The organism is Pseudomonas sp. CFBP2511 (genome assembly GCF_030209255.1).
In the GTDB taxonomy this organism is placed as follows: Bacteria; Pseudomonadota; Gammaproteobacteria; order Pseudomonadales; family Pseudomonadaceae; genus Aquipseudomonas; species Aquipseudomonas avellanae.
The window spans coordinates 253,399-275,246 of record NZ_JARVSI010000006.1; the positions used below are offsets into that span (position 1 = coordinate 253,399).

10 protein-coding genes are annotated in these 21,848 nt (G+C 57.2%); 5 read left to right on the forward strand and 5 right to left on the reverse strand.

The genetic code is table 11. From position 1 onward, the window contains the following. Positions 1 to 23: 23 nt before the first annotated feature. The 3 genes from QRN38_RS05955 to QRN38_RS05965 form a co-directional block, all read right to left on the reverse strand. On the reverse strand, positions 24 to 2,297 hold the full coding sequence (locus QRN38_RS05955; RefSeq protein ID WP_005765811.1) for a hypothetical protein: 2,274 nt from the start codon (positions 2,295 to 2,297) through the stop codon (positions 24 to 26). 54 nt (positions 2,298 to 2,351) lie between these two features. Continuing rightward, positions 2,352 to 4,808 carry a hypothetical protein gene (locus QRN38_RS05960; RefSeq protein ID WP_005765813.1) on the reverse strand — a complete coding sequence of 819 codons (2,457 nt, stop codon included), beginning with the start codon at positions 4,806 to 4,808 and terminating at the stop codon, positions 2,352 to 2,354. A gap of 119 nt (positions 4,809 to 4,927) precedes the next feature. Further along, complete coding sequence (locus QRN38_RS05965; RefSeq protein ID WP_057418991.1) at positions 4,928 to 6,751, reverse strand: hypothetical protein; 1,824 nt, start codon at positions 6,749 to 6,751, stop codon at positions 4,928 to 4,930. A 282-nt stretch (positions 6,752 to 7,033) separates the two neighbouring features. Between QRN38_RS05965 and QRN38_RS05970 the strand changes: the two genes are divergently transcribed. The 5 genes from QRN38_RS05970 to QRN38_RS05990 all read left to right on the forward strand — a co-directional run bounded on the left by QRN38_RS05970 (position 7,034) and on the right by QRN38_RS05990 (position 17,635). Next, the gene (locus tag QRN38_RS05970; RefSeq protein WP_235814759.1) at positions 7,034 to 12,073 is read left to right on the forward strand and encodes an RHS repeat-associated core domain-containing protein; all 5,040 of its coding nucleotides are present in this window, start codon (positions 7,034 to 7,036) and stop codon (positions 12,071 to 12,073) included. A gap of 435 nt (positions 12,074 to 12,508) precedes the next feature. After that, entirely contained in the window at positions 12,509 to 13,060 is a 552-nt protein-coding gene (locus tag QRN38_RS05975) for a fimbrial protein (protein WP_057418990.1), read from the forward strand. 107 nt (positions 13,061 to 13,167) lie between these two features. Further along, positions 13,168 to 13,923, forward strand: a complete 756-nt coding sequence (locus tag QRN38_RS05980) for a fimbrial biogenesis chaperone (RefSeq protein ID WP_005765821.1) — start codon at positions 13,168 to 13,170, stop codon at positions 13,921 to 13,923. A gap of 39 nt (positions 13,924 to 13,962) precedes the next feature. Beyond that, positions 13,963 to 16,476 carry a fimbria/pilus outer membrane usher protein gene (locus tag QRN38_RS05985; RefSeq protein WP_057418989.1) on the forward strand — a complete coding sequence of 838 codons (2,514 nt, stop codon included), beginning with the start codon at positions 13,963 to 13,965 and terminating at the stop codon, positions 16,474 to 16,476. A gap of 46 nt (positions 16,477 to 16,522) precedes the next feature. Continuing rightward, positions 16,523 to 17,635, forward strand: coding sequence for a fimbrial protein (locus QRN38_RS05990; RefSeq protein ID WP_005765826.1), 1,113 nt, complete (start codon positions 16,523 to 16,525; stop codon positions 17,633 to 17,635). A gap of 37 nt (positions 17,636 to 17,672) precedes the next feature. Here the strand turns inward: QRN38_RS05990 and QRN38_RS05995 are convergent, their stop codons facing one another. Together QRN38_RS05995 and QRN38_RS06000 are read right to left on the reverse strand one after the other, a co-directional pair. Continuing rightward, positions 17,673 to 19,220 (reverse strand): hypothetical protein, encoded by a 1,548-nt coding sequence (locus tag QRN38_RS05995; protein ID WP_081025478.1) that lies wholly within the window; start codon positions 19,218 to 19,220, stop codon positions 17,673 to 17,675. A gap of 135 nt (positions 19,221 to 19,355) precedes the next feature. Further along, positions 19,356 to 21,677, reverse strand: a complete 2,322-nt coding sequence (locus tag QRN38_RS06000) for an autotransporter outer membrane beta-barrel domain-containing protein (RefSeq protein WP_007244754.1) — start codon at positions 21,675 to 21,677, stop codon at positions 19,356 to 19,358. Positions 21,678 to 21,848: the final 171 nt, after the last annotated feature.

The window sequence follows — 21,848 nt, forward strand, 5'->3', positions numbered from 1 at the left end:
GCAGCACTCTGGCTGCGCTTTGATTAGCGGGCCAGCGCCTGCAATACGGCAGGAGAATCACTCAATGGCAGCGGCAGAATCAGATGCCCCTGCATCGTGCCGAACCCCCAGGGGTCCTCGTAACTGGCGAAGATCACGACAAAACGCTCCGGCTCCCCGGGGAGGCTGGTGTAGACACCGTTCAAACCATCGGTTTCTAAACAACCCGGACCGTCAAGACGCCACTCGACCTCAAGCGCAACGTTATTGCCGGAAGCCTGCATGATGACCTTTCCTCCAGAGGAGGTGACCACCCTGACCACCAGCGTCGGGGCGTGTCGACGTACCAGCACCTTGATCCCCTGGATACTTTGCCCGTTGCTGACGGTGATCTGATCCAGTACGTAAGTCTTGCCCTGCCCTGCTGGCCCAGCTACGTAAAACTTGCCACCCTGCGGATCATCTTCCAGGGTGCCGCTTTCAGGCGTGCGATTGGCTATATCCCACTTCAGGACACCTCCACGCGAATGACTGGCCGAAAGCTTTACTCTTTCATCGTGATTACACACTTCAATCAGCGGGTTGACGCTAATGGCGCTGGTTACAACGGTGATCAACACGGTGCTGCTCGCAAGGGTCACAGGATCCACCGCCTCAACCAGAACACGCTGAAAGTGCTGAGGCATGTTTTGTAACTCTGGTGCCTTATACAGGCCTTGCTTACTGATGGAGCCGTAGCTGCCCGCGATGCCATCCGGCGGAATTTTCACATCCCACTCCAGCCCCTCGCGAGCCGGCTGGGTGGTCAGTTGCAGGGTTTCTCCAGCGATGACCACCGCCTGTTGCTCGACGACGCTGAACGCCGCCGGTGCTGCAACGATTCGACCGAACACGGCCAGGTCATAAGGCATTTGCCGGCGCAAGGGCTGCAGGCTCTGCTCCCCCGACAATTGCCAGTTGTCCAGAAAACGCTCGGCCCCACCGGCGTCCAGTGTCTGGCTGAACCCTTTAAGTAGTGCGTGCTTGACGGTGTAAGCCACGAATCCGTTGATCTGCCGCTCCTCCCCGGCACTCAGGTCGTCCAGCAGACCTGCAACCGGGGTGACGTGCTCGTCATAAAGATAGGGGGTGTAGAGATGCCCTTCCATCGCCTGCGCTTCAGAGTCGTCGGCAGTCAGATGAAACTCATGTTTGAGACTCACGTTGAACGTTGCATTGCGCGACTGCCACTGGCTGCCACTCAGCGCCCGGTAGCTGAAATCCAGGGTGCAGGGGAAACTCCAGTTCTGCGTGACCTGGTTGTACTCAAAGTCAATGGTCAACGGGTGCTGACGGTTGAACGCCTGAACACTGAACGTTTCTGACCTGAAGGCAAAATCCGCACTCTCGTACTCGCTTTTCGGTACAGCGAACACACCAGCTTGAGCGATCATCCGCTGTAGCGGTCTGTCGTCAGAAACGATGAATTCAAAATCATTGGTTTGCAGCAGCTGCATAACGGCATGCCCGAATGCGGCACGGTGCAGCGCATGTGCGGAGAACACCGCGGTTGCCGTATACCCGGCCTTGTCGTCATTGGGGATCAGGTAACGGAAATCGGCATCTTCATCAGGCAGCCCGCCTGTCACGCCATATGCCATGGTGGTGAACAGCAGCAGGGCGCCTTTGCTGGAACCAGGCTCGGCCTCCGGGCTTTCCAGCTGTGAGCGCACGTCTATCCTGCGGACCTGGAGCAATTCGTTGCTCTGGTCGCTGAACACGCTCAGCTTGAATACGCGTTCCTGATTGTCTGGGCTGCTCAACCAGCTCTGGAAAAACTCGCCGATCGCGCGTTGTTCAACTGGCGTACCGGCAAAATCCAGCGTCGCGTTGGCCCCTTGGCCGAGGTCGAGCAGCAGGTTCGGACCTTGACTGTCCAGCGCAAGATCCAGATTCAGATGAGGAGCGTCGAGCGGCTGGTAGGCGGCGATTCTCTGAATGATGTGCTGCCCATGAATATCTTCCACGACGGTGTGCAAGCCGCCGAGCAATGACAGTTGCCATGCAAGTGCAGCGCGCTCCATCGGGATGTGCTTGAAAAACAAGGCTGGCGCACCGAGTACACAACCCGAAAAAAAATGGGATGTCTGGGTATCGGGAATGGTGACGCTCCCATTCGGCACGGGGCGGGACCGCCCCTGCTCCACTCCGAGCCGATACGTCTCGTCGAGCATACCGTTGACCTTTGCGCCATCCAGCGCGATGACCGCATCCCAGCCTCGCAACCGGGTTGTATCTTTCATCCATGCCAATAGACTTTCGGCCGTGTGACCTGCCATGACATCACCTCCTGTGATGTTGATGTACCTGTGACCCTGATGTGCTTAATGCGCTCAGGGTGCTGTCTTGTCGCTCATCATGCCCAACTCCTGGGCAAACCGGCCCAGTGGTAACGGAAGGATGATATGCCCCTCCAGCTTTCCAAACAGGGGGTGCATGGCCCAGGCAAAAATCAGCACGAATCTGTCGGTCGTGTTCTGCGCGACGCTATAGAGCCCGGTCTCACTGATTTCCCCGGTGAGCTTCGCGCCAATGTCCCAATAGACCTTGAACAACGCCGGGTCGAGAGGGTTGCCATTGGCGAACGCCTGCAGTTGCACCTGACCGGCAGCTACCTGCGCAGACGCTGCGAGCTTGATGGTCAGGAAAGGGATCTTTTGCGTGACCAATACCCAGGCAGAAGCATGGGCCTGGGGGTTGCTCTTGCCGGTGACGATGATCTCGTCCAGCACGTAGGTTTTATCGTGCAACGCGGGTCTGCGGGGAACATAGGTATGATCACCATCGGGCAGTGCACTGGGGCGCAAGTCGCCGCCTTCGCCAATCACGGTCTCTTTGAGCGACCAGAGTAATTGGCCACGATTCACTTCCCCCGCCGCCAGTTCCGCCGTTCGGGTCACCTCGCAGATCTGAATCAGGGGGTTGAGAGTGGCGTAGCTGGCCACTACCGTGACAAGCGCCGAACTGACAACGCCCGACGTGTCATGAGTGGCAGTGACGCGCATCCGGTTGAAGGACGTATCGCCTGGCAATGTCGGAGCGTAATAAACGCCCGTCCCATTAATAGCGCCATAATCCTCAGGATTGCCCTGCAAACACTCAACATCCCACTTAACATTCGTACCTGCCGGTGCCACGACAAATTTGTGGGTGCTGCCGGAAACCATCACCTGCTCGACGGGGCTAATAGAAAAATCGGCCCTCAGAGGGTTGATACGACCGAACACGGCGATATCTCTGGGCGCACGGAGCACATCAGCAACAATGGTCTGATTGTAATTCAGATGAATATGCTCATGGATAAGCGACGTGACCGACAGGTAAGGCGTGAGCGTATGCTGGAATGCTTCCCGGATCCTGGATTTATGAGCGTCCAGATCTGCGTCCGATGATTCGGCTTTCAACCGTGCAATCAGGTCGAACAGGAAAGGGCTGTTCACCGGCTTGCCGTTAAAGACCGGTGGGTACTCTAGCGTATTCAGGTTCACCGCACTCGACGTGATGTCCAGAGAAGGCGTCAGAACGAAGCCCTCTTCATCATCTTCCGCAAAACGGTAGGTGCATTTCAGCTCTGTTATCGCATTCCGAAAAATAACCAGAACATTATTGTTATCACCCGGCAACGTGAGATATAAGCCGTCCATCCATTTTACTGTCCAGCTAAACGCAGCGCTGCCATGGTCAGTCAGTTCTATCAGGAGAGGCTCGATAGTCCCGATATTCCATCCAGGTTTGACACTCTCTACGTCAAACCAGAACCCGGTATGGAGAACAGAGGCAATGATCTTTTCACCGCCGCTGTAGAAAGTATGCTCTTCACTGACACTTGGGATTACCAACTGACCGCTGATACCTTGCGCCTTGATCATGTTGCCGGTGCCATCGAACTCTTCCCTGAGGACGAGGGAATCGAACAAAGCACGCAACGCTTGTGTAACTGGCTTAATGGGAAGCGCAATGCTGGCCAGACGTGTTGAATCGAACAACACAGTGGCGGAATACCCCTTGCCCGGGTCATCCGGTATCAGGTATCGGTATTGCGCCGGGATGTCGCCGCCCTCGTCATTGCCTTGCATGCGAATGAACACAAGAACAGCGCCGTCGCCATAGTCAGGCGCAGTTGGGTCCAGCGAGCCCGCAGGATTGGTCTGGGTACGCATCTTGAACGACTCGGGGCGCACCTGTGCAACGTTGCCCGCGCTAATGAACCCCAGCGTCCACACACGCTTGTTGTCCGGGAGTGTGTTGAACCAGTCCTTGAAAAAATCCCCGCCCAGTTTCCGGTCGTCGATCGTCTCGGCGAACGTCAGGATGAAGTTGTCACTTTCCTTGAGGTCCAGCTTGACCCGGCCATCCAGATCGACAATCCCCGGGACCCTGTCCAGGCTCAGGTCGAGCGTCAGCCTCGGCCCCTGCAGTGGATCGACACGAATGACCCTGACCGCCTCCCAGGTGTCGACATTGTTGGTCATCGTCACTTGGGTTCCGCTCAGAATGGCGCAGGTCAATGACGCATGGGATTTGCTCAAGTCGTTGTCGGAGAACGAGAGACGGGGGGCGTCCAGAATAAAATCATGGATGCTTTCCTTCGACCTGCCACCGACCTGTGGTACCTCACCACTTATCGGACTCAGATACGTGTTGGATGAGAAGCGGGAAATGTACTCCTCAAGCAGCAGGTAATTGACTTCGTCCCGAGCCATCACCGCGATTGAGTCCCAGCCCAACATCACATCAGTGAGAGGGTCTTTCATCCAGGCAGTGATACTTTCCAGTGTGTTATTAGCCATGGGGCCACCTCCATGTGGCTGCTGGTGAACGGTCGCATAGATGCGACCGGCATTTTATTGATATCAGTACCGCTACCGCGAAGTCATGTACGGGGGCCTCGTGGCGTTGCGCAGCCTGTCTAGTCCACCAAGGTAAAAGTAATGGGCGGAAATTGGGTGTAACTCAGGCCGTCATCGAAGCTGACATCAACGGTCACGCTGTTGGTTTCACTGTTTCTTTGCAAGCGCTCCAGAAACTCTCTTGGAATGCTCACCGGCACGCGCCGGGCCTGATACTCAGCCTCGGTAACCGGCTCCGCTACGCCGATGCGAAGGCCCAGCGTCAGCGCCGTGCCAGATGACTGCAGCAGTCCGACAGTCTTTATTCTTACTCGCTGCCCCGGTGCCATGTAGACCCAGCCAGGCAGTTCCAGACCGGCACCACCTGGAGGTACCTTGGCGAGTGAAAGCCGCGCATCCAAAACAGGAGGGTTCACGAACTGGATGAACGGCCAGCCACCGTCTAACTTCCTCACTTCCAGATTGAACACTCTGGAGGTCCCTGCGGGTTCGAGCACCGGCGTGACTTTGTAATACACGTCCAGGCGTTTACCCATGTTGGCAGGCACCGCCTCGGGCGGGATATGGAACATCCGGGAGTCGTTCGGCGAAGGGTCGGCAATGAAACGGCCAGTGCTCCCGTGGCCATCCCAGTACATCTGCACCTGATCTCCTGCACCGATGAAGGCCTCTTTGGGTATGCTGATCGTCACACCCTGCGTCAGTTGCCGGGCAAATATATGCCCCTTGACCATCGTGTCACCGGGTTCATCAATGATCGCGTCTTTGATAACGGGCGCTGGAAGATCGAGAGGCCGCCGCAGAATGACATCGCGCGACAACGACCTCTTCGCTTCGCCCAAACGGGCATATTCGTACATGAATTCTACTTGCCTGCCGTTATTGGCGATTAGCCAGGACGAGGCTAGCCGGAACTGCACAATGCCACTTTCAACGCTCGACAGGTCAGCCCTCAGTGACTGCGCTACCCGAGTGTCGCCGCTGACGTAAAGCATGACGTCGTCATTGACCTCCATACCCGGATAGGGCCCGACTATCAGCGTTATACCATCGGGGTAGGCGCCCGGATCCAGCGAGCCACCGCTGAAATCCTTGATCGTCAGTGCTGGCAACAAGTCGTCATCATGCTCGACGATATCGAGGGTCTGAATGGATGACTGGCTGGTTATTGAGGTGCCAGCGTAGGTAACGCTATAGCTCATCAGCACATAGCCACCTTCAATCTGAAGCAGATCGCTAGCCGTCACGCGCCACTGCACAGGCAGTCCTACATCGCTATTGGTCAGGGTCTTCGATTGCGACAAGGGTTGAAACGGATCATTTTCGCCAAAAAACAAGTCCAGCGTCAGGGTGATCGTGTCACCCATGCGCATGGCGTGATACGGCGGCGTCACAAACAGGACTTCTCCACCCAGTTCCAACAGCTCTGGATCAAGCTTGAGATCGTGCGACTCCTTGCATTGCGGCGCCCCCAACCCGCCAGATAAAGCGGGCCGTTTACCGACGTTGAAAAATATTCTCAACGACTCTTCGCCGCGATTACCCTGTACGTTGGGGTCATACAGCTGATACGAATAAAACACCCACCCCTGATCGAGTTCGTGCAGAGGCTGGTTGAGAATGATTACAGCCACACCCTTGGGATTATCCTCCTCGACCACCACGAGGTCTTCGAAGAAATCCACCAACTGACCCTGCAAACCGCAACCCCGCCAATTGGGAAACAAACGATCTCCCACACGCATTCCCGGATAATTGATCCAGGTCTCCAATGCCTGACCCATCAACTGATCAAGGTCGAGGTAATTCTCCGGCTGCTTCAGGTAGGGAACCTCGGGCGGCGGCAGGTCCAACTGTAGAGAGGGTTTTACGTCCAATGCCATGTCGGTCACTCCGGTCTCGTTTCACTTGAGATGAATATCCGGCAAGGCTTGGCCGTGCGACAACGGATTAGCTTTTTTACGCCAATGAAAATCTCCCGCCCACTAGCACAAGTACTAGGTTGCCGCCTGGGGCAGGCGTGTCTAGGGTTTGAACAAGACCTTAAGTCGCAAGGGTTTCCCTGAAAGCCCCGCATTGACAGGTCGCCAACCGAACAGGCGCATGGACTGCATAACGGTCAGGCATTGCTGCGCCTGCCACGTATCAACAGCGAGGCCTGCGCCATGGCTGCTTCTACTTCCGTACACTCCAATGCACTCAACTTCATGAGCTGTCTGAAAAGCGGCGTTGATCCCCGTACCGGGCTGTACAACGTATCGATCGCCCTGCCTGAACTGCAAAGTAATGATTTGCGCGGCCCGGGCTTCAACCTCGACCTGTCCTATAGTCAGCTCAACAGCATCGACAGCGGCTACGGGCTAGGCTGGAATCTACAACTGTCGCAATACAATCCCGGTACCCATATCCTGAGCCTGAGCACCGGCGAAACCTTCTGTATCGATGGCACCCGCGAAGTTTCCTGTCTGGACGGCACCCGCCGAACCGAACTGACGATGTCCGAGAAAAAACTCGACACTTTTCACTTCTACGAACTGGACGCAACGCATTACCGGGTGGCTCACAAGTCCGGCCTGGTGGAGATTCTTGAGGTCCACTACAGCGGCAACAACAAAATGGCCTGGCCCGTGCAGATTATCGCTGCCTCTGGACACGGCATCCGCCTCAAACACAGCCCCTTCAACAGCACCCGGTTCATGCTTGACTCGATTACAGACGACCTGGGCGACGCTCTACTTCAGATCACCCGCAGCAGCACATCAATCAATCTGGCAATGCACCCCTCTGCCGGGCCGGAGGGTAAGCCGCTGGCGCTGTTTGTCATGAAGCTGAGCACCAGCGATAAAATAGTATCGAGCATCGTCCTGCCTACCGGGGACAACCCCGAGACTAACGCTTCCTGGCGGTTTGAATACCAGTTGAAGGAGGGCAACCAGCGGTGTATCAAGAGCGTGGACACGCCTTCTGGGAGTCACGAAGATATCTTCTACCTTGATGCAGGTCATCCGTTCCCCTCGGGTGCCAACCGAGTCAGGATACCTCGAGTGACTCGGCATATTGTTAATCCGGGCCTTGAACAGGCAACGATTGATGTCCGCTATACCTACCTGGACGGTCAGCAGCGCCAGCGAAATTTTCTGGGTGCCGGGCTGTCGATCAAGTGGGACGACGATGGTCTGGATAATCTTTACAAGTACCTGCAAGACTACGATTACGTCTGTACCGAGAGCCTCTGGGTGGATGAGAAACCGGTGCGCAGTATCGAGAGAACGTTCAACCGCTTTCATCTGCAGACCCGGGAGGTCACCGCCCAGAACGGCCATCAGAAGACTGTAACCACCGCTTACAATTATATAGCGGGCGTCCACTATGCCGAGCAGCCCGCTGACTGCCAGTTGCCCCGGGAAACCGTTACCAGTTGGCAGTTACTGAACGAACCTGCCCGCACCCGCAGTGAAACCGTCACCGACACCTATGACAATCAAGGCAACGTGCTGGTGCATCTACGAGCCGACGGGATTGAAGAAATCAGCAGCTGGTATCCCGCCGGAGCGAGCGATGGCTGCCCGGCCGATGCCGAAGGATTTGTCTGCCGACTCAGAGAAAAGATCATCAAGCCCGCAGCCTCGATGCAGGCGGGTGCCCCGACCCTCAGCACACGTTATCGCTACGCATCGATAGGTACGCTGACAGGCAGCGAGGCCTCTTACTGGATCGTGCCTGAAAGCGAGACGCTGGTGCAGATCGACGGCGATACGGAAGTAGAGCTGCAGCAGATCCGGATCGAACTCATCGACAATCCGGCAGACCCCTTCGCGCATGGACGTACCGTTCGACACACTCAGACACTCAATGGCAATTCCACCTTCACCCGGTATGCCTACAGCAAATTCAACGAATGGCAACCGGGCGGGACGATGCTGTCGATCAGCCAGACCACTGAAACAAATTTCGACGCAGCGCAAAAAACCGTCGAGCATCAGCTATCAGCCTTGACCGGCCACAAACTGTTGATTGAAGAAGATGGCGTGGAAACACGATATGTCTACGACGCACTCAACCGGCTGACCCTGGAAACAGTGGCGGCGGAAACGCCTTATAAGGCCAGTCGCAAGTTTGAATACACCCTTTGCAATGCTCCCGGGCAGCAGGCAGAACAAACGCTGACCCACGCCAGCGGCGTCAGGACACGCTCGCTCATGGATGGGCTGGGACGCACTGTCAGCGAAGAAAAGGACCGTATCGAGGGCCCCACGTCGCAGGTTATGAAGCCAATCCATACTGCCCGATACAACGCCTGGAATCAGTTGGAGCAGGAGACCGCCCATGACTGGCTGGGGGCCAAACCCTTGGCCAGCAGCACCCTTGGCTACCGCTACGATGACTGGAACCAGCGATGCTGCACCACGACCGATGACAACGTACAGACTTATGAGTATTCAGACCCGATCGGCAGCGGCGTACATAAAGGCCCAATCCAGAAAACCTGGAAACAGAGTGGCGACCCGGAGGGCCGCATCAGTGGCCGCAGTGAAACCTGGCTGAATCTGTTCGGCAAACCGGACCGGATCCGGACGCTGACCGCTGGTAAAACGGGTCGCAGCCGCACGCACAGCATGAGCCGCAGCCGGAACCTGACCACGACTGAGCAGGAACTGAGCAGGCAGACCTTTCTGTACGACGGGCTGGGACGCTGCACCGAGCAGCGCGATGCACTCCAGCAAAGCACCCTGTTCAGCTACGACAACTGGTCACGCATGGTCTCCTCCACGCTTGCAGACGGCAGCGTCATCAACCGGAGTTATGCGCCGCAAAGCAGCAGTGAGCTGGCAACGATGCTCGAGGTCGTGCACCAGAACGGCACCACCAGAACCGTGGCAGGTACACAGAAATTTGACGGGCTTGAGCGTGTGACGCAGACCAAAACAGGTGACCGCGTCGAACAGTTCAACTACGACGCCGGTGAGATGCAGCCCAGGTCGCGCACAACAGCCGGGCTGGACAACATCAACTTTACCTACACTCGGGCGCTCACTGATCAGATTTTTTCCAGCACGGCTCCGGATGAAACGGCCAAATTCGATTATGACAAGACCAGTGCCCGCCTCATCGAAGCGACGAACCCGCAAGGCACGCGCACTTACCGCTATGACGTGCACAATCAACTGACGGGAGAGACCTGGGACAATCTGCTTGCTCAGGCTTGGGAAACCCGACACCAATCATCGCTGCTGGGTCGGCCGATCAAGCGCACCGATCTCAAAAAAGGCGAGGCGGCGGGCGCAGAGACCCGTTACGACTACGACACGCTCGGCAGAATCAGGTTTATCAACCAGAGCAACCTGCGCACCACAATCGACTATGACGTGCTGGGCCAGCTCTGCAAGGTGGCCACCGAGGACCTGCAGGCCGGAACTGGCGTGATCATCGACATGGAATACGACGACCAGGGACAGGAAATTCTCAGAACCCAGACCGCAAGCAACCAAGCGGCGTTGACCTTGACTCAAACGTGGGCAGTGGACGGGCTTTTGAAAACCCGCGACCTGCAACAGGCGGGTAGCAGCCTGCTGCACGAAACGTTTAGCTACGACCCCAGAGGCCGCCTGACACTGGTGAATTACCTGGGTAGCAGCTTGCCGAGAGACGAACTGCAAAGGGAGATGACCAGACAAATATTCACCTTCGACGAGCTGGACAACATTACGCTATGCCAGACCAGGTTTACCGATGGCACCTCTGAGCGAGCAGCTTTCAAATACGGCAGCCCCGGCGACGATAAGCATAAAGACCGCTGCCAGCTTTTGAGTATTGCCTACACGCCGCCCAGAAAAACACCAGACCCGACATTCAGTTACGACGCCAACGGTAACCAGCTTGAAGACGAGCATGGCAACAGTCTGCATTACGATAGCCAGAGCCGCCTGCTGCAGGTCGCAGAAACCGGCGGTGCCCCTATCAGCCAATACCGTTATGACGGCCACAATCAACTGGTCGCCACCAGGGATGGCAATGAAAGCGAGATTTTGCGGTTCTATGAGGGTCATCAACTGAGCAGCACGGTGCAGGAAGATCAACGCACTCAGTACCTGCATCTCGGCGAACAGCCGCTGGGCCAGCAGATTGTGGACGACGCCGAGCAAACCCTGTTGCTACTGACTGACGCAAACCAGAGCGTTATGGGTGAATTTCAACAAGGCCAGCTGCGCAAGGCGGTCTACAGTGCCTACGGGGAGCGCCACAGCGAGGAGGCGCTGCTGAGCACTGCCGGGTTTAACGGTGAAGTACGCGAAGCCGCCAACGGCTGGTATCTGTTGGGCAATGGCTACCGGGCCTACAACCCTCTCCTGATGCGCTTCCACAGCCCGGATTTTCTCAGCCCCTTCGCCGAAGGCGGCGTCAACCCCTACACCTACTGCCTGGGCAACCCCATCGCCCTGCGCGACCCGACAGGACATGATGCCAGCGGTCAGACCGGCCGGTTGAGACGGCCCGATGAGGGGGCTTTGCCAATGCAACAAGGTGGCGGAGATATCATGGGTTGGGTGGGTGTAGGAATAGGCGTTGTTTTCACCGTACTGGGCGTTGCCGCTACCATAGCCACGTTAGGAACAGCCACACCGGTTACCGGCCCGGTAACTGTCCTGGGCATTTCCATGACCGCCAGCGCTGCCGCGGCCGTTTCGACAGTCTCGACCGGTGCGCTGATCGTCGGTACGGCATTGACAGCGGCTTCAACTACGGCCAATACAGTTGCCATTGTAAATAACGATCAGACGGCCGGAGAAGTCGGCGGCTGGTTGGGTATTGCCGCTGTGCCCGTTGGCTTGGTAGGGTTTGGCGCGGGGGCTGTGGTGGCGAGGGCAGTTGCGGCTGCGGCTAAAGTTGCGGCGACCGCTGGCAGCAGGGCCGGCAGCGTCGTCGGCAGCGTCGGCAGCAGCTTAAGGAGCATCAGCAGCGCAAGAAGCGCAAGAAGCGTGGCAGGAGGCAGCATGGCAGGCGTTGCTCAAAGCTCATCTGGCAACCTGGCCCCGGTCGCAGCGTCAAGTACTGCTACAACTGCGGAGCGAGGTAACTGGATAGTTACAACACTTAATCGCTTGGGCGCAGAATTCGGGCCAACCGTAACGCGTGCTAGAAACCTTGCCCCTATAAATAATCCTGGCCCAGAGCTAATGGAGCTCATGCGGGTTACACGAGTTTAGTACCGTTCGCCACGGAACCACATACCCATCCGCCACCGACACGACTTCATACGCGCCTGTCGGTGGCGCCCTGTTCATATCCGTGAAACAGACCCGTACTCGCTATCCCACCCCCCGCCTGCCAGGTAAACCAACACGTGTGGAGTTTACGTTGTAGGTGGCCGCAAAAGATCACAGTTCATCACACGTAATGAAAATTCGCCTCACCTCATACGTCAGAAAAACCAATAACACTAAAACATTAGCCCCCACATTCATTTCGGAAATTTCCTACAACAACTGCCACCAATTAACGAGTTTCAGAAACACCTTATTCCAGATCTTCTCTATACACTCTCGCCCCGTCATGACACGCATCACAAACACGCTATCCAGATGCACTACATAGTTACATTCCCAAACTTTTCTACCAAACCAATCAATAAGGTTATCATCGTGAATAAAACGCTATCCGCACTCGGTCTTGCTCTGGCCACTGCCCTGACTGGCACCGCCGTATCTGCCAACACCGGCACTATCAACTTTGAAGGCCAGATCACCGGCAGCACCTGCCCTATCGAAGTGGTCAACCCAGGTGACGGTGCAGTTGGCAACCTGGTGAAAATGGGCTCTGTCGACGCTGGCCGCTTCAACGCCGTCGGCCAGGAATACAGCGGCAAGAGCTTTGCCCTGCGCGTCAAAGACAATGGCAGTTGCGGTCTTACAGGCACCGCCGATGTTGCAACTGTAAAGTTTGACGGTGCCGCGGACGGTTCCGGCAACTACTTTGCTGTCACACCAACGGCAGATGGCGCAACGGGCGTCGCCATTGCCATTCGTGACTTTAGCGGAGACTCTATCGAGCCTGGAACCGAGTCTGCCCCCTACCCTCTGGTCGTTGGCGGTGTCACCGACATGACCTTCGACGCCTACTATCGCTCGACAGCCGCCACAGTGACGCCGGGCACTGCCTCGGCAGATATCAACTTCACCGTCGCCATCAACTGATACAACACCCGGCCACTGTGTAACGGTCAAAAGACCTGTCGCAAGCCGCACCATTGTCAACGCATCCAGGCCCTTTTACGGGCCTGGATGTTCAAGGTAAAACAACCATGATCGGCACTATCTGCCAACAGGCCGTTGCGAAGTCCGCGCTCGGCTTAGGCATGGCTCTCGCCGTGCTCAGCATTCACATCCCGGTTGCTGAAGCTGCGCTCACCGTCAATGCCACCCGCGTGGTGTTCGCCAGCGAAAAACGCAGTACTTCGGTGGTCATTTCCAACCCGAGCGATCGCCCGTTCGCGGTTCAGACCTGGGTCAACACGACAGTCGACGACACAGTGACCGCAGTGCCTTTTGCACCCTCTCCACCGTTGTTTCGCCTGAACCCCGGCAAACAGCAGCAAGTGCAGATCAATGGCCTGCCCAACGACCTGCCCGCAGATCGCGAATCGCTGTTCTTCTTCAATGTGCAGGAAATCCCCCAGGCCGAAAGTTCGCAAGGCAATGTGCTGAATATCGCTCTGCGGACCCGACTCAAACTGTTCTACCGCCCGGCCGGGCTGACTGACAACCCAATTGCACGCCTCAAGGACCTGCAATGGTCAATCGAGCAGTCCAACGGTAAAACCCGGCTGGTGGGGATCAACCCAACCCCTTTCCACGTGTCGTTCATACGCCTTGAAGTCACGGCCAACGGCAAGACCGAAAAGATCGCGCAGGCAGCCATGCTGGCACCTTTTGCCTCGCAGGCCTATGAGCTTGGCGAAACGAAAGCAGAGCCGGGCGTTCAGGTGGTTTTTTCAGCGATAAACGATTACGGCGGCTACAGCGTTCCGCTGACCGTTCCGGTCACGCTGGCTCATTAAACCGCTTCGGCCAGCTTTCACCCCCCCAGGACATTGACCATGACCCTATTACCCGACTCCGGGCTCATACCGGTGCGCCTGCGTTTTATGCAGTTGCTGATTGTCTGCGGCAGCGGAGCCCTGCCACTGGAGCTGATTCAGGCCGCAGACCTCGTCAATTTCCAGTCCGGTTTTCTGCGCCAGGGCCAGGGCTACGATATCGACGCTGCAAACAAAGCGCTGAATAACCTCGCAGAGGTCGAAGACCTGGCACCCGGCAACCACTGGGTCGAAATTCACATCAACACGCGTTACTTCGGTCAGCGGGAACTGCGCTTCGATGCCAACCCGCAAGGCAACGGTCTGCTGCCATGCCTGTCAAAAGAGCTACTTGAGCAAATGGGCGTACGCATCGAGAGCCTGGCCGAGCAGACATTATTGCAGGCCTCCTGCGTCGACCTGTCCCGGCTGATTCCCCAGGCAACCACCAAACTGGACGGCGGCAGGCTGCAACTGTCGATCTCCATACCGCAGATCGCCATGCGCCTGGATGCCATCGGCAGGGTTGATCCGGCGCTCTGGGATTACGGCATCAATGCCGCATTCGTCAGTTACCAGGCGTCCGCGCAGCAAACCACGCGTACCGACACCGGCACAGGCAACAGCGCGGATCTGTACCTTAATAGCGGTATCAACCTTGGCGCATGGCGACTGCGCAGCAATCAAAGCGTGCGTCACGACGAAGAGGGTCGTCGTGAATGGACAAGGGCCTATGCATACGCCCAACGTGACCTGCCCGGCACTCACGCGAATCTGACCATCGGCGAGGCGTCCACCGACAGCAATGTTTTCCGTAGCGTACCGATCAAAGGCGCACTGATCAAAACCGATCAGGAAATGCTCCCCGACACCGCACAGGGGTACGCCCCGGTGATTCGCGGTGTGGCGCAGAGTCGGGCGAAGCTTGAAGTGCTGCAGAACGGCTACCCGATCTATTCCACCTATGTCAGCGCCGGCCCCTACGAAATCGACGATCTGGCGGCTACGGGCAGCGGCGAACTGGAAGTGGTACTGACTGAGGCGGACGGTCAGGTGCGGCGCTTCAGCCAGCCCTACGCAACCATCGGCAACCTGTTGCGTGAGGGCGTCTGGAAATACAGCACCGCACTGGGCCGCTATAACGGTGCCAGCGCAATCGAGCAGCCCTGGATTTGGCAAAGCACGCTGGCCATTGGCACCGGCTGGAACGCCACCCTTTACGGCGGCTTGATGGCCAGCGACATGTACCGCGCCACCGCGCTGGGCATCTCGCGGGACCTGGGCGCTTTGGGGGCCGTGGCATTGGACGCAACGCAGTCGGACGCGGACATTGATCGTGCCGGAACGACCAGCGTGCAAGGCATGAGTTACGCCCTCAAGTACGGCAAGATGTTTACCACCAATACCAACCTGCGCTTCGCCGGTTACCGCTACTCCACTCAAGGCTATCGTGATTTCGACGAGACCATGCGTCAACGCGATAACAACAGACCCTTCACCGGCAGCCGCCGTAGCAGGCTGGAGGCCTCCGTTCACCAAAAGGTCGGAAGCCGCAGCAGCGTCAGTCTGACAATGTCCCGGCAGAATTATTGGGGCAGCGCTGCCGAACAGCAGCAGTATCAATTCAACTTCAATACTCAGCATGCCGGGGTCACCTACAACCTGTATGCCTCACAATCGCTGACCGACACACGCAACCAGAAAAATGACCGGCAGTTGGGGCTCAGCATCTCGCTGCCTCTGGATATCGGGCATTCGAGCAGCGCAGCCTTCGACCTGCAGAACAGTGGTGATCACTACAGCCAGCGGGCCAGTCTGAGCGGCAGCCTCGACGATAACCGCCTCAATTACCGAACCAGCCTGAGCAACGATGACGGCCGCCAGCAAAGCGCAGGTCTCGCGGTCGGCTATCAGGCGCCTTTTGCAAGTTTCGGAGCGGGCCTGACCCAAGGCAACGATTATCGCAGCACGTCAATCAATGTTAGTGGCGCCCTGTTGATGCACGCAGGGGGTATCGAACCCGGTCCGAGTCTGGGCGATACCATTGCGCTGATCGAAGTGCCCGACACACCGGGCGTCGGTGTACAGAATGCAATCGGGGTCGAGACCAATAGTCGAGGGTATGCACTGGTGCCCTACCTGCGGCCTTACCGTTACAACCACATCGAGCTGCAAACGGATCAGCTCGGTCCGGAGATCGAAATCGATAACGGCAGCGCTCGAGTAGTGCCGGCTCGCGGGGCCGTGGTCAAGACCACTTTTGCCGCACGCACCGTCACACGCCTGGTTATCACGGCGCTTACCGACAGTGGCAAGCCGCTGCCGTTCGGTGCTCAGTTCAGCGACGCCGAAGGAAACATCATGGGCATTGCAGGCCAGGGCGGATTGATTTTGCTGTCCACCGGCATGCAGGCACAAACCCTCGACGTAAGCTGGGGTGAACAGACGGAATCCCGATGCCGACTGCACATAGACCCGACCAATATGCCGCTGACCAAAGGCTACCGAATACAGTCATTGACGTGCAGCCAATGACCTCTGGTCTGACGCACATGTGCCACCGACCTTTCAGGAACCCCTTATGAAACATGTACTGAATGCACTGGCGCTTGCCGTGACTGCCGCCAGCCTCGTTCATGGCACAACCGCTATGGCCGAGTCTTACGATTCGGATCCGGGCGACAGCTGTTACTGGCTATCCAGCCCCGGGATGAAAGAATTCCGCCGTGACATTGGCACGATCTACATCCCCCGAGATGCCAAAATCGGCAGCGTTATCGGCAAGATCGATATGGAGGCATACACCCCCGACCTGGCAAGACTATCGGCCGCTTGCGCCAATGACGGCACCGCTCTACTGGAGTTCAGGGCGACGGCAACGGCCCCTATCCATTCTGGTGGTCTGGAACCGATCAATGGTGAAGACATCAACGGCAAAGTACTTAAAACCAATATTTCAGGAGTCGGCATAAGGGTAAAACTGGAGCATCCGTACTCAGGTGGGTGTAACAATTGCTTCACACCGGTCGACGGAAATCCTGTCGTACCGTTTTTGGCTCTCAATGAATATAACAACCTGCTCGTGCCAATCAGCATCGTGGGCCTGAGAAACTTTATCACGCTGGTCAAGATCGGGCCTATACCTCCCGGCCCTAATGTGCTGGATGGCAGCGAGCTGTGGTCAGGAAGCCTTACTGCGCTGGGCAAAGTCATGAGATACGGCGTCACCGGCACGGTGATTCAGGCTCAATGCACAGTAGGCGCTCCAAGCAGCGCAGCCCCGGTACAACTGGGTGACTGGGACCGAGCAGAGTTTACCGGGCCCGGTTTCACCACTACGAAGGTCCCCTTCCATATTGCCCTGAGTAATTGCGAGACCGACACCGGCGCCGGCTTTATAGCAACAGCCCACGTCCAGCTCGACGGCGTCGACGGCTCGGCGCCGGTCGGCCCCGTCAATAGCGGCGTTTTCAGCCTGACGACCGATTCGCAGGCTCGTGGCATGGGGATTCAAGTGCTCAAGGCCGACGGCTCGACGCCCATGGAACTGCAAACCGAAGTCCCGTTGATTGCTATCACGCCAGGTAACATGTCACTCAACTTTTATGCGCGCTTCTATCAGACCGAAGCCAGCAGCGAAGTCCGCCCAGGCAAAGCCAAAGGTGCGCTGAGCTTTACCCTTACCTACAAATAGCAGAGCAACCCGCAGATGCCTGCACGCTATGCCGACGTCAGCCATACAACGTTGGTGCCAGTGAAGGAAACGACTGCCAGCTGAGTTTCTGGTCGAAGCTCACGCGCACTCTGATCTCCAGCTGGGTGCCAACCTTGAAGCGCTGCAGATCCGCCTTGCTGATATGACCGGCGCTGATTGTTGCGCCGGTCGACGGCACCGGATACTCACTCAGTACCGGAACAACCACCAGTTGACTGGCGTTGTTCACCCCGCGCACTTCAAGATTGACGAACTGGTCCGTCGCCATGAAGAGCCAACTATTCAATGTGAACACTGCGCGCCCTCCATCGGCGATGCTGCTCAGCGGCAACCGTCCACCCGACACCTTGTCGCATTGCACCACCGGAAAACCGCTGACCCTGGATACCGTGAGGTTATGCCTGCTTGAAACATGCAGCTCCACTACGCTCGGCTCCGTGACCTCGTAATAAACAGGGATCGTTTTACCAAAATGCTGGGGAATCCGACTGGCCGGAATCCTGAACTCGAGAGGGCTGGCAGCTTCCGGCTGGTCTGTTCGGTAGGCCCCGGTACTGCCTGGCTCGGCCCACTGGACAGCAATAACGTCACCAGGACGAATGTCAGCCTGGGCAGGTATTGTCACGATAGCGCCATTGATAGCACTCAACGGATTGAGTGTGCTGTAGCTCGCCGAGCCGGACGCCCCCTCGATTCTCGGTGGCGGTAGTACTCGAGGAACAGGCTGAGCTGCAACATCAAGCCTGAACGCCAGTGAATAAGAAGACGCGTTCCCTGCACGATCTGTCAGGCGATAAAACGCATAGCGCACTCCGTCACCACGTGCCCGAACCATGTCGCCATTGAATACCAGCGTCACAGAATTGCCGATCTCGGGCGCAGCCAGCGACCTGGTCGAAACGATATCGTCATCGCTGAATGCAAAGGGATCGCGGCTCCAGTACCAGGTCACGGCGTCACCGGGAGCTCCTCCACGGTATGACTCAATAGTGGCAGTAACTCTATCGTCGTGGCTTGCCAGATACCCGGAGGTAATCTTTGAGGTATCAAACCTCAGTTGCCCCTGATTGGCAGCCAGCATCGGGGCAGTCAGATCGATGGTAACAGTCTGGGGCACAGACCAGTCGCTATTGCCCGAATACTCCGTCACCTCATAGCGTATCGAGTGGATTCCAGCCGTGAGATGATATTCCGGCAAGTCGAACAATAGGTCTTCAAGGGGGAGTGAGGGGAAATCTTCGCCTGGCCAGGTTTTCTGATAGACCAATGTAGTGTTGTCCCAGTAAACCGTAAGAATGACGTCATAACGGGGCTCATTGTAGTAATCCCACGCGGGAATCTGTATCGGCAGTGGATTAAATACATCGTCTACGGGCAACAACCCCTCTTCGTCCCATTGCGGATCGTCGGGAAGAAGATAGGCAATAAAAGGCGGTGGATAGCCGGGATCCTGCCTGAACAGCGCTGTGAATCCCCTCCTCAGCCAGTGGCGAAAACGGTCATACAGTCGAGTCGTTATCATGTTCAGATCCTTGAAGTCCGCTTCTGCTTCGTGAACATCCATATTCACACCTGCTTACTTCAACACATCTGTGCCATTGCCACGACTCGCAAAACTGCTAGTTGACAGACACTGCCGATAAACTGAGGCCTATAAAAAAGGAGGTCATCGTGACCTCCCTTTTGCCTTTCGTTTTGTTTACCAGCTGTAACGAATACCTACGCTGGCACCCCAGGGTTGCTCGACTTTATCGCCATTGCTGTGCTCGAAATCGGCATGCACCTGAAAGCGCTCCGACAGGGAGGCGGCTATACCAATGCCCAACTCGCCACGCGAACCCGACAAGTCGTTGTTGAAGACGTTGTCGTTCACCTGAACCTCGTTGTTTTTTGCAAACTCGTGAACCCAGGCCGTACGCACATAAGGCTGGACCGTCCTGCCTTGCCCAAGATCGAAGTTGCGCCCGGTCGTCGCACCGAGTTTGCCCACCAGCGAACGCGTCAGGTCGTTTTCGGCACGCATGCCGTTGTCCAGCTCATAATCCTTGCCTTCGACGACCACGCCGGCCAACTGGCTGTAGGGCTCGACAAAGTAACCATTGTCCAGCTTGATATGGCGTCCGAACTCCAGCGACGCACCGACACCCGAGTTGCTGTAATCGCCTTTTGTACGGATGCCATCGCTCAGATTGACGCGGGCTTTGTTATTGAAACGGTTGAACTTGAGCACGCCGTCGAAGTAGTAGCCCGTATCGCTGTCCAGCCATGTGCTGTAGGCACCGACGTAGTAGCTGTCGACTTTGCCACTGGCACCACGGTCCAGACTCAGGTCTGAACTGCTTTGCCCTGCCATCACACCCGCCAGCCATTGCCCGTCACCCATAGGGACTTTGCCGTCCGCGCCCAGCGAAAAGCCCTGCTGAGTTTGCTGATAGCCGAAACCTGACGCATCGGAGACGTTGAACTTGTTGCCGTAGGTGCGCATCCACGCGCCCGACTGGCCACCGTTGTGACGCAACTCACCCATTCGCGTACGCAGCGAGCTCAGCTCGCCGTACCATACGGTGGGTGCCGTGTTGAACAGTGCGACGACCGAGGCGGCAGCAGGGCTGACCTTGCGGGTCTGCGCGTCAAGATACCAGTCATTGGCACCCTGCTTGACCAGATCGTAGGACCAGGCACCGAGGTCGACCGCCCCGCCAACCAAGGAAAAATCCGCATCGCCGGCGGCAGCGCGCACCACATGCAGGCTGGTGTCGGCAGACGGGTCAGTGCCGGTGCTGCCGATCAGCAGCGAGTGACTGCCGGTCGCACTGCCGGTGATGTCGAGAAAGTCTGTGCGACCCGCGCCAAAATCCACATCCATGATGAACGTGCCATTGCCGGACAGATTGGCGACCGACAGTGTGTAAAAACCGGCAGCGTCGCCAAAGCGGACCGAGCCACCGTTCAGGGTCAACTCAGCAAGGTTGCCGTTGCCGATCATGGCCCACTGCGCGCCATTGTTGATGGCGACGCTGCGGGTGTTTTCCAGGTGCCCGGTCAGCACTGAGTTGTTGTCGAGCAGTACATCGGCGAGCGCACCCGACTCGGCAAGTACATCCCCCGTCATGCTGCTGTTGTCGAGATTGAGTGTGACAGCGCTCGCGGACTCGACCTGCACGTTGCCACTCAGGCTGCTTGCCGACACATTCATCACGGCCGAGGAGCCGCCGGTGACTTCCAGCATATTGCCGTTGCCACCCGTCAGGCTGGAACCATTACTGACATCTAACGCCACAACGGAGCCTGGCAACCTTGATATCAATGGGGCAATCCGGATAGCGGCCCCCGTCTGCCCGACCACCTGCGTGCTGTCCAGCTTCAGTGACGCCTCTGTGTAGACTTCCTCGGAGCTGATCGCAACGCCATTCACCGTGCCGACGATACTGCTGGCACTGGCCTGCGCTGCACCGGCATTAAGGCGCAAACCTACCCCGTCGACGCCGGTGCCTGCCAATTGCGAGCCCGTCAGACCGAGCTGACTGAAATGCGTGACCACTGCACCCGCCAATGCGCCGCTGCTGGAGCTGTTGGTCAGGTTCACGCTGGAGCCGGTTGTCAGGTCCAGTAATCGATTGACGCTCAGACCGATACCGCTGGCATTGGCGATGGTGCTGTTGGAAACAGTCCCGAGACTGTTAGTGACTCTAAGGCCATTGCTGATCGCAGCGCCATTCATGGTGAGCTCGGAACCGCCACGCAACGTGGCAGCCACAAGGGCCGACCCGGCCGAGATATTCAGCATGGAGCCCGTCGATTCAACCCTGCCGTGCTGGCTTCCGCCATTCACATTCAGCGTTGCGTCGCTGGACAACACGTAATTATTGACGGGGCTGGATTGATCGATGTCCATCACCTCGTCTTTTACCGGGACAATAGCGGCAAACACTTGATTGCTGATCAATAGCGCAGGAACAAGTGCCAGGCACTTTATGGCAACGGGCAAAAGATGCAGGGCGCAGGGGGGGCGGAGCATCATGGCAGCTTCCTCGATCTAGGAAATATGTAAGCCCGTTCGATATCTGTCTTAAGAAAAAGAAAAGCGAGCTGTAGGACGTCTGCGGATCCTACCGACGTATATCCGACAAAAATGCAAGGCAATTCCGACATTACTGTAGGAATATTCCTACCAACACTGCGAGTGGCGATT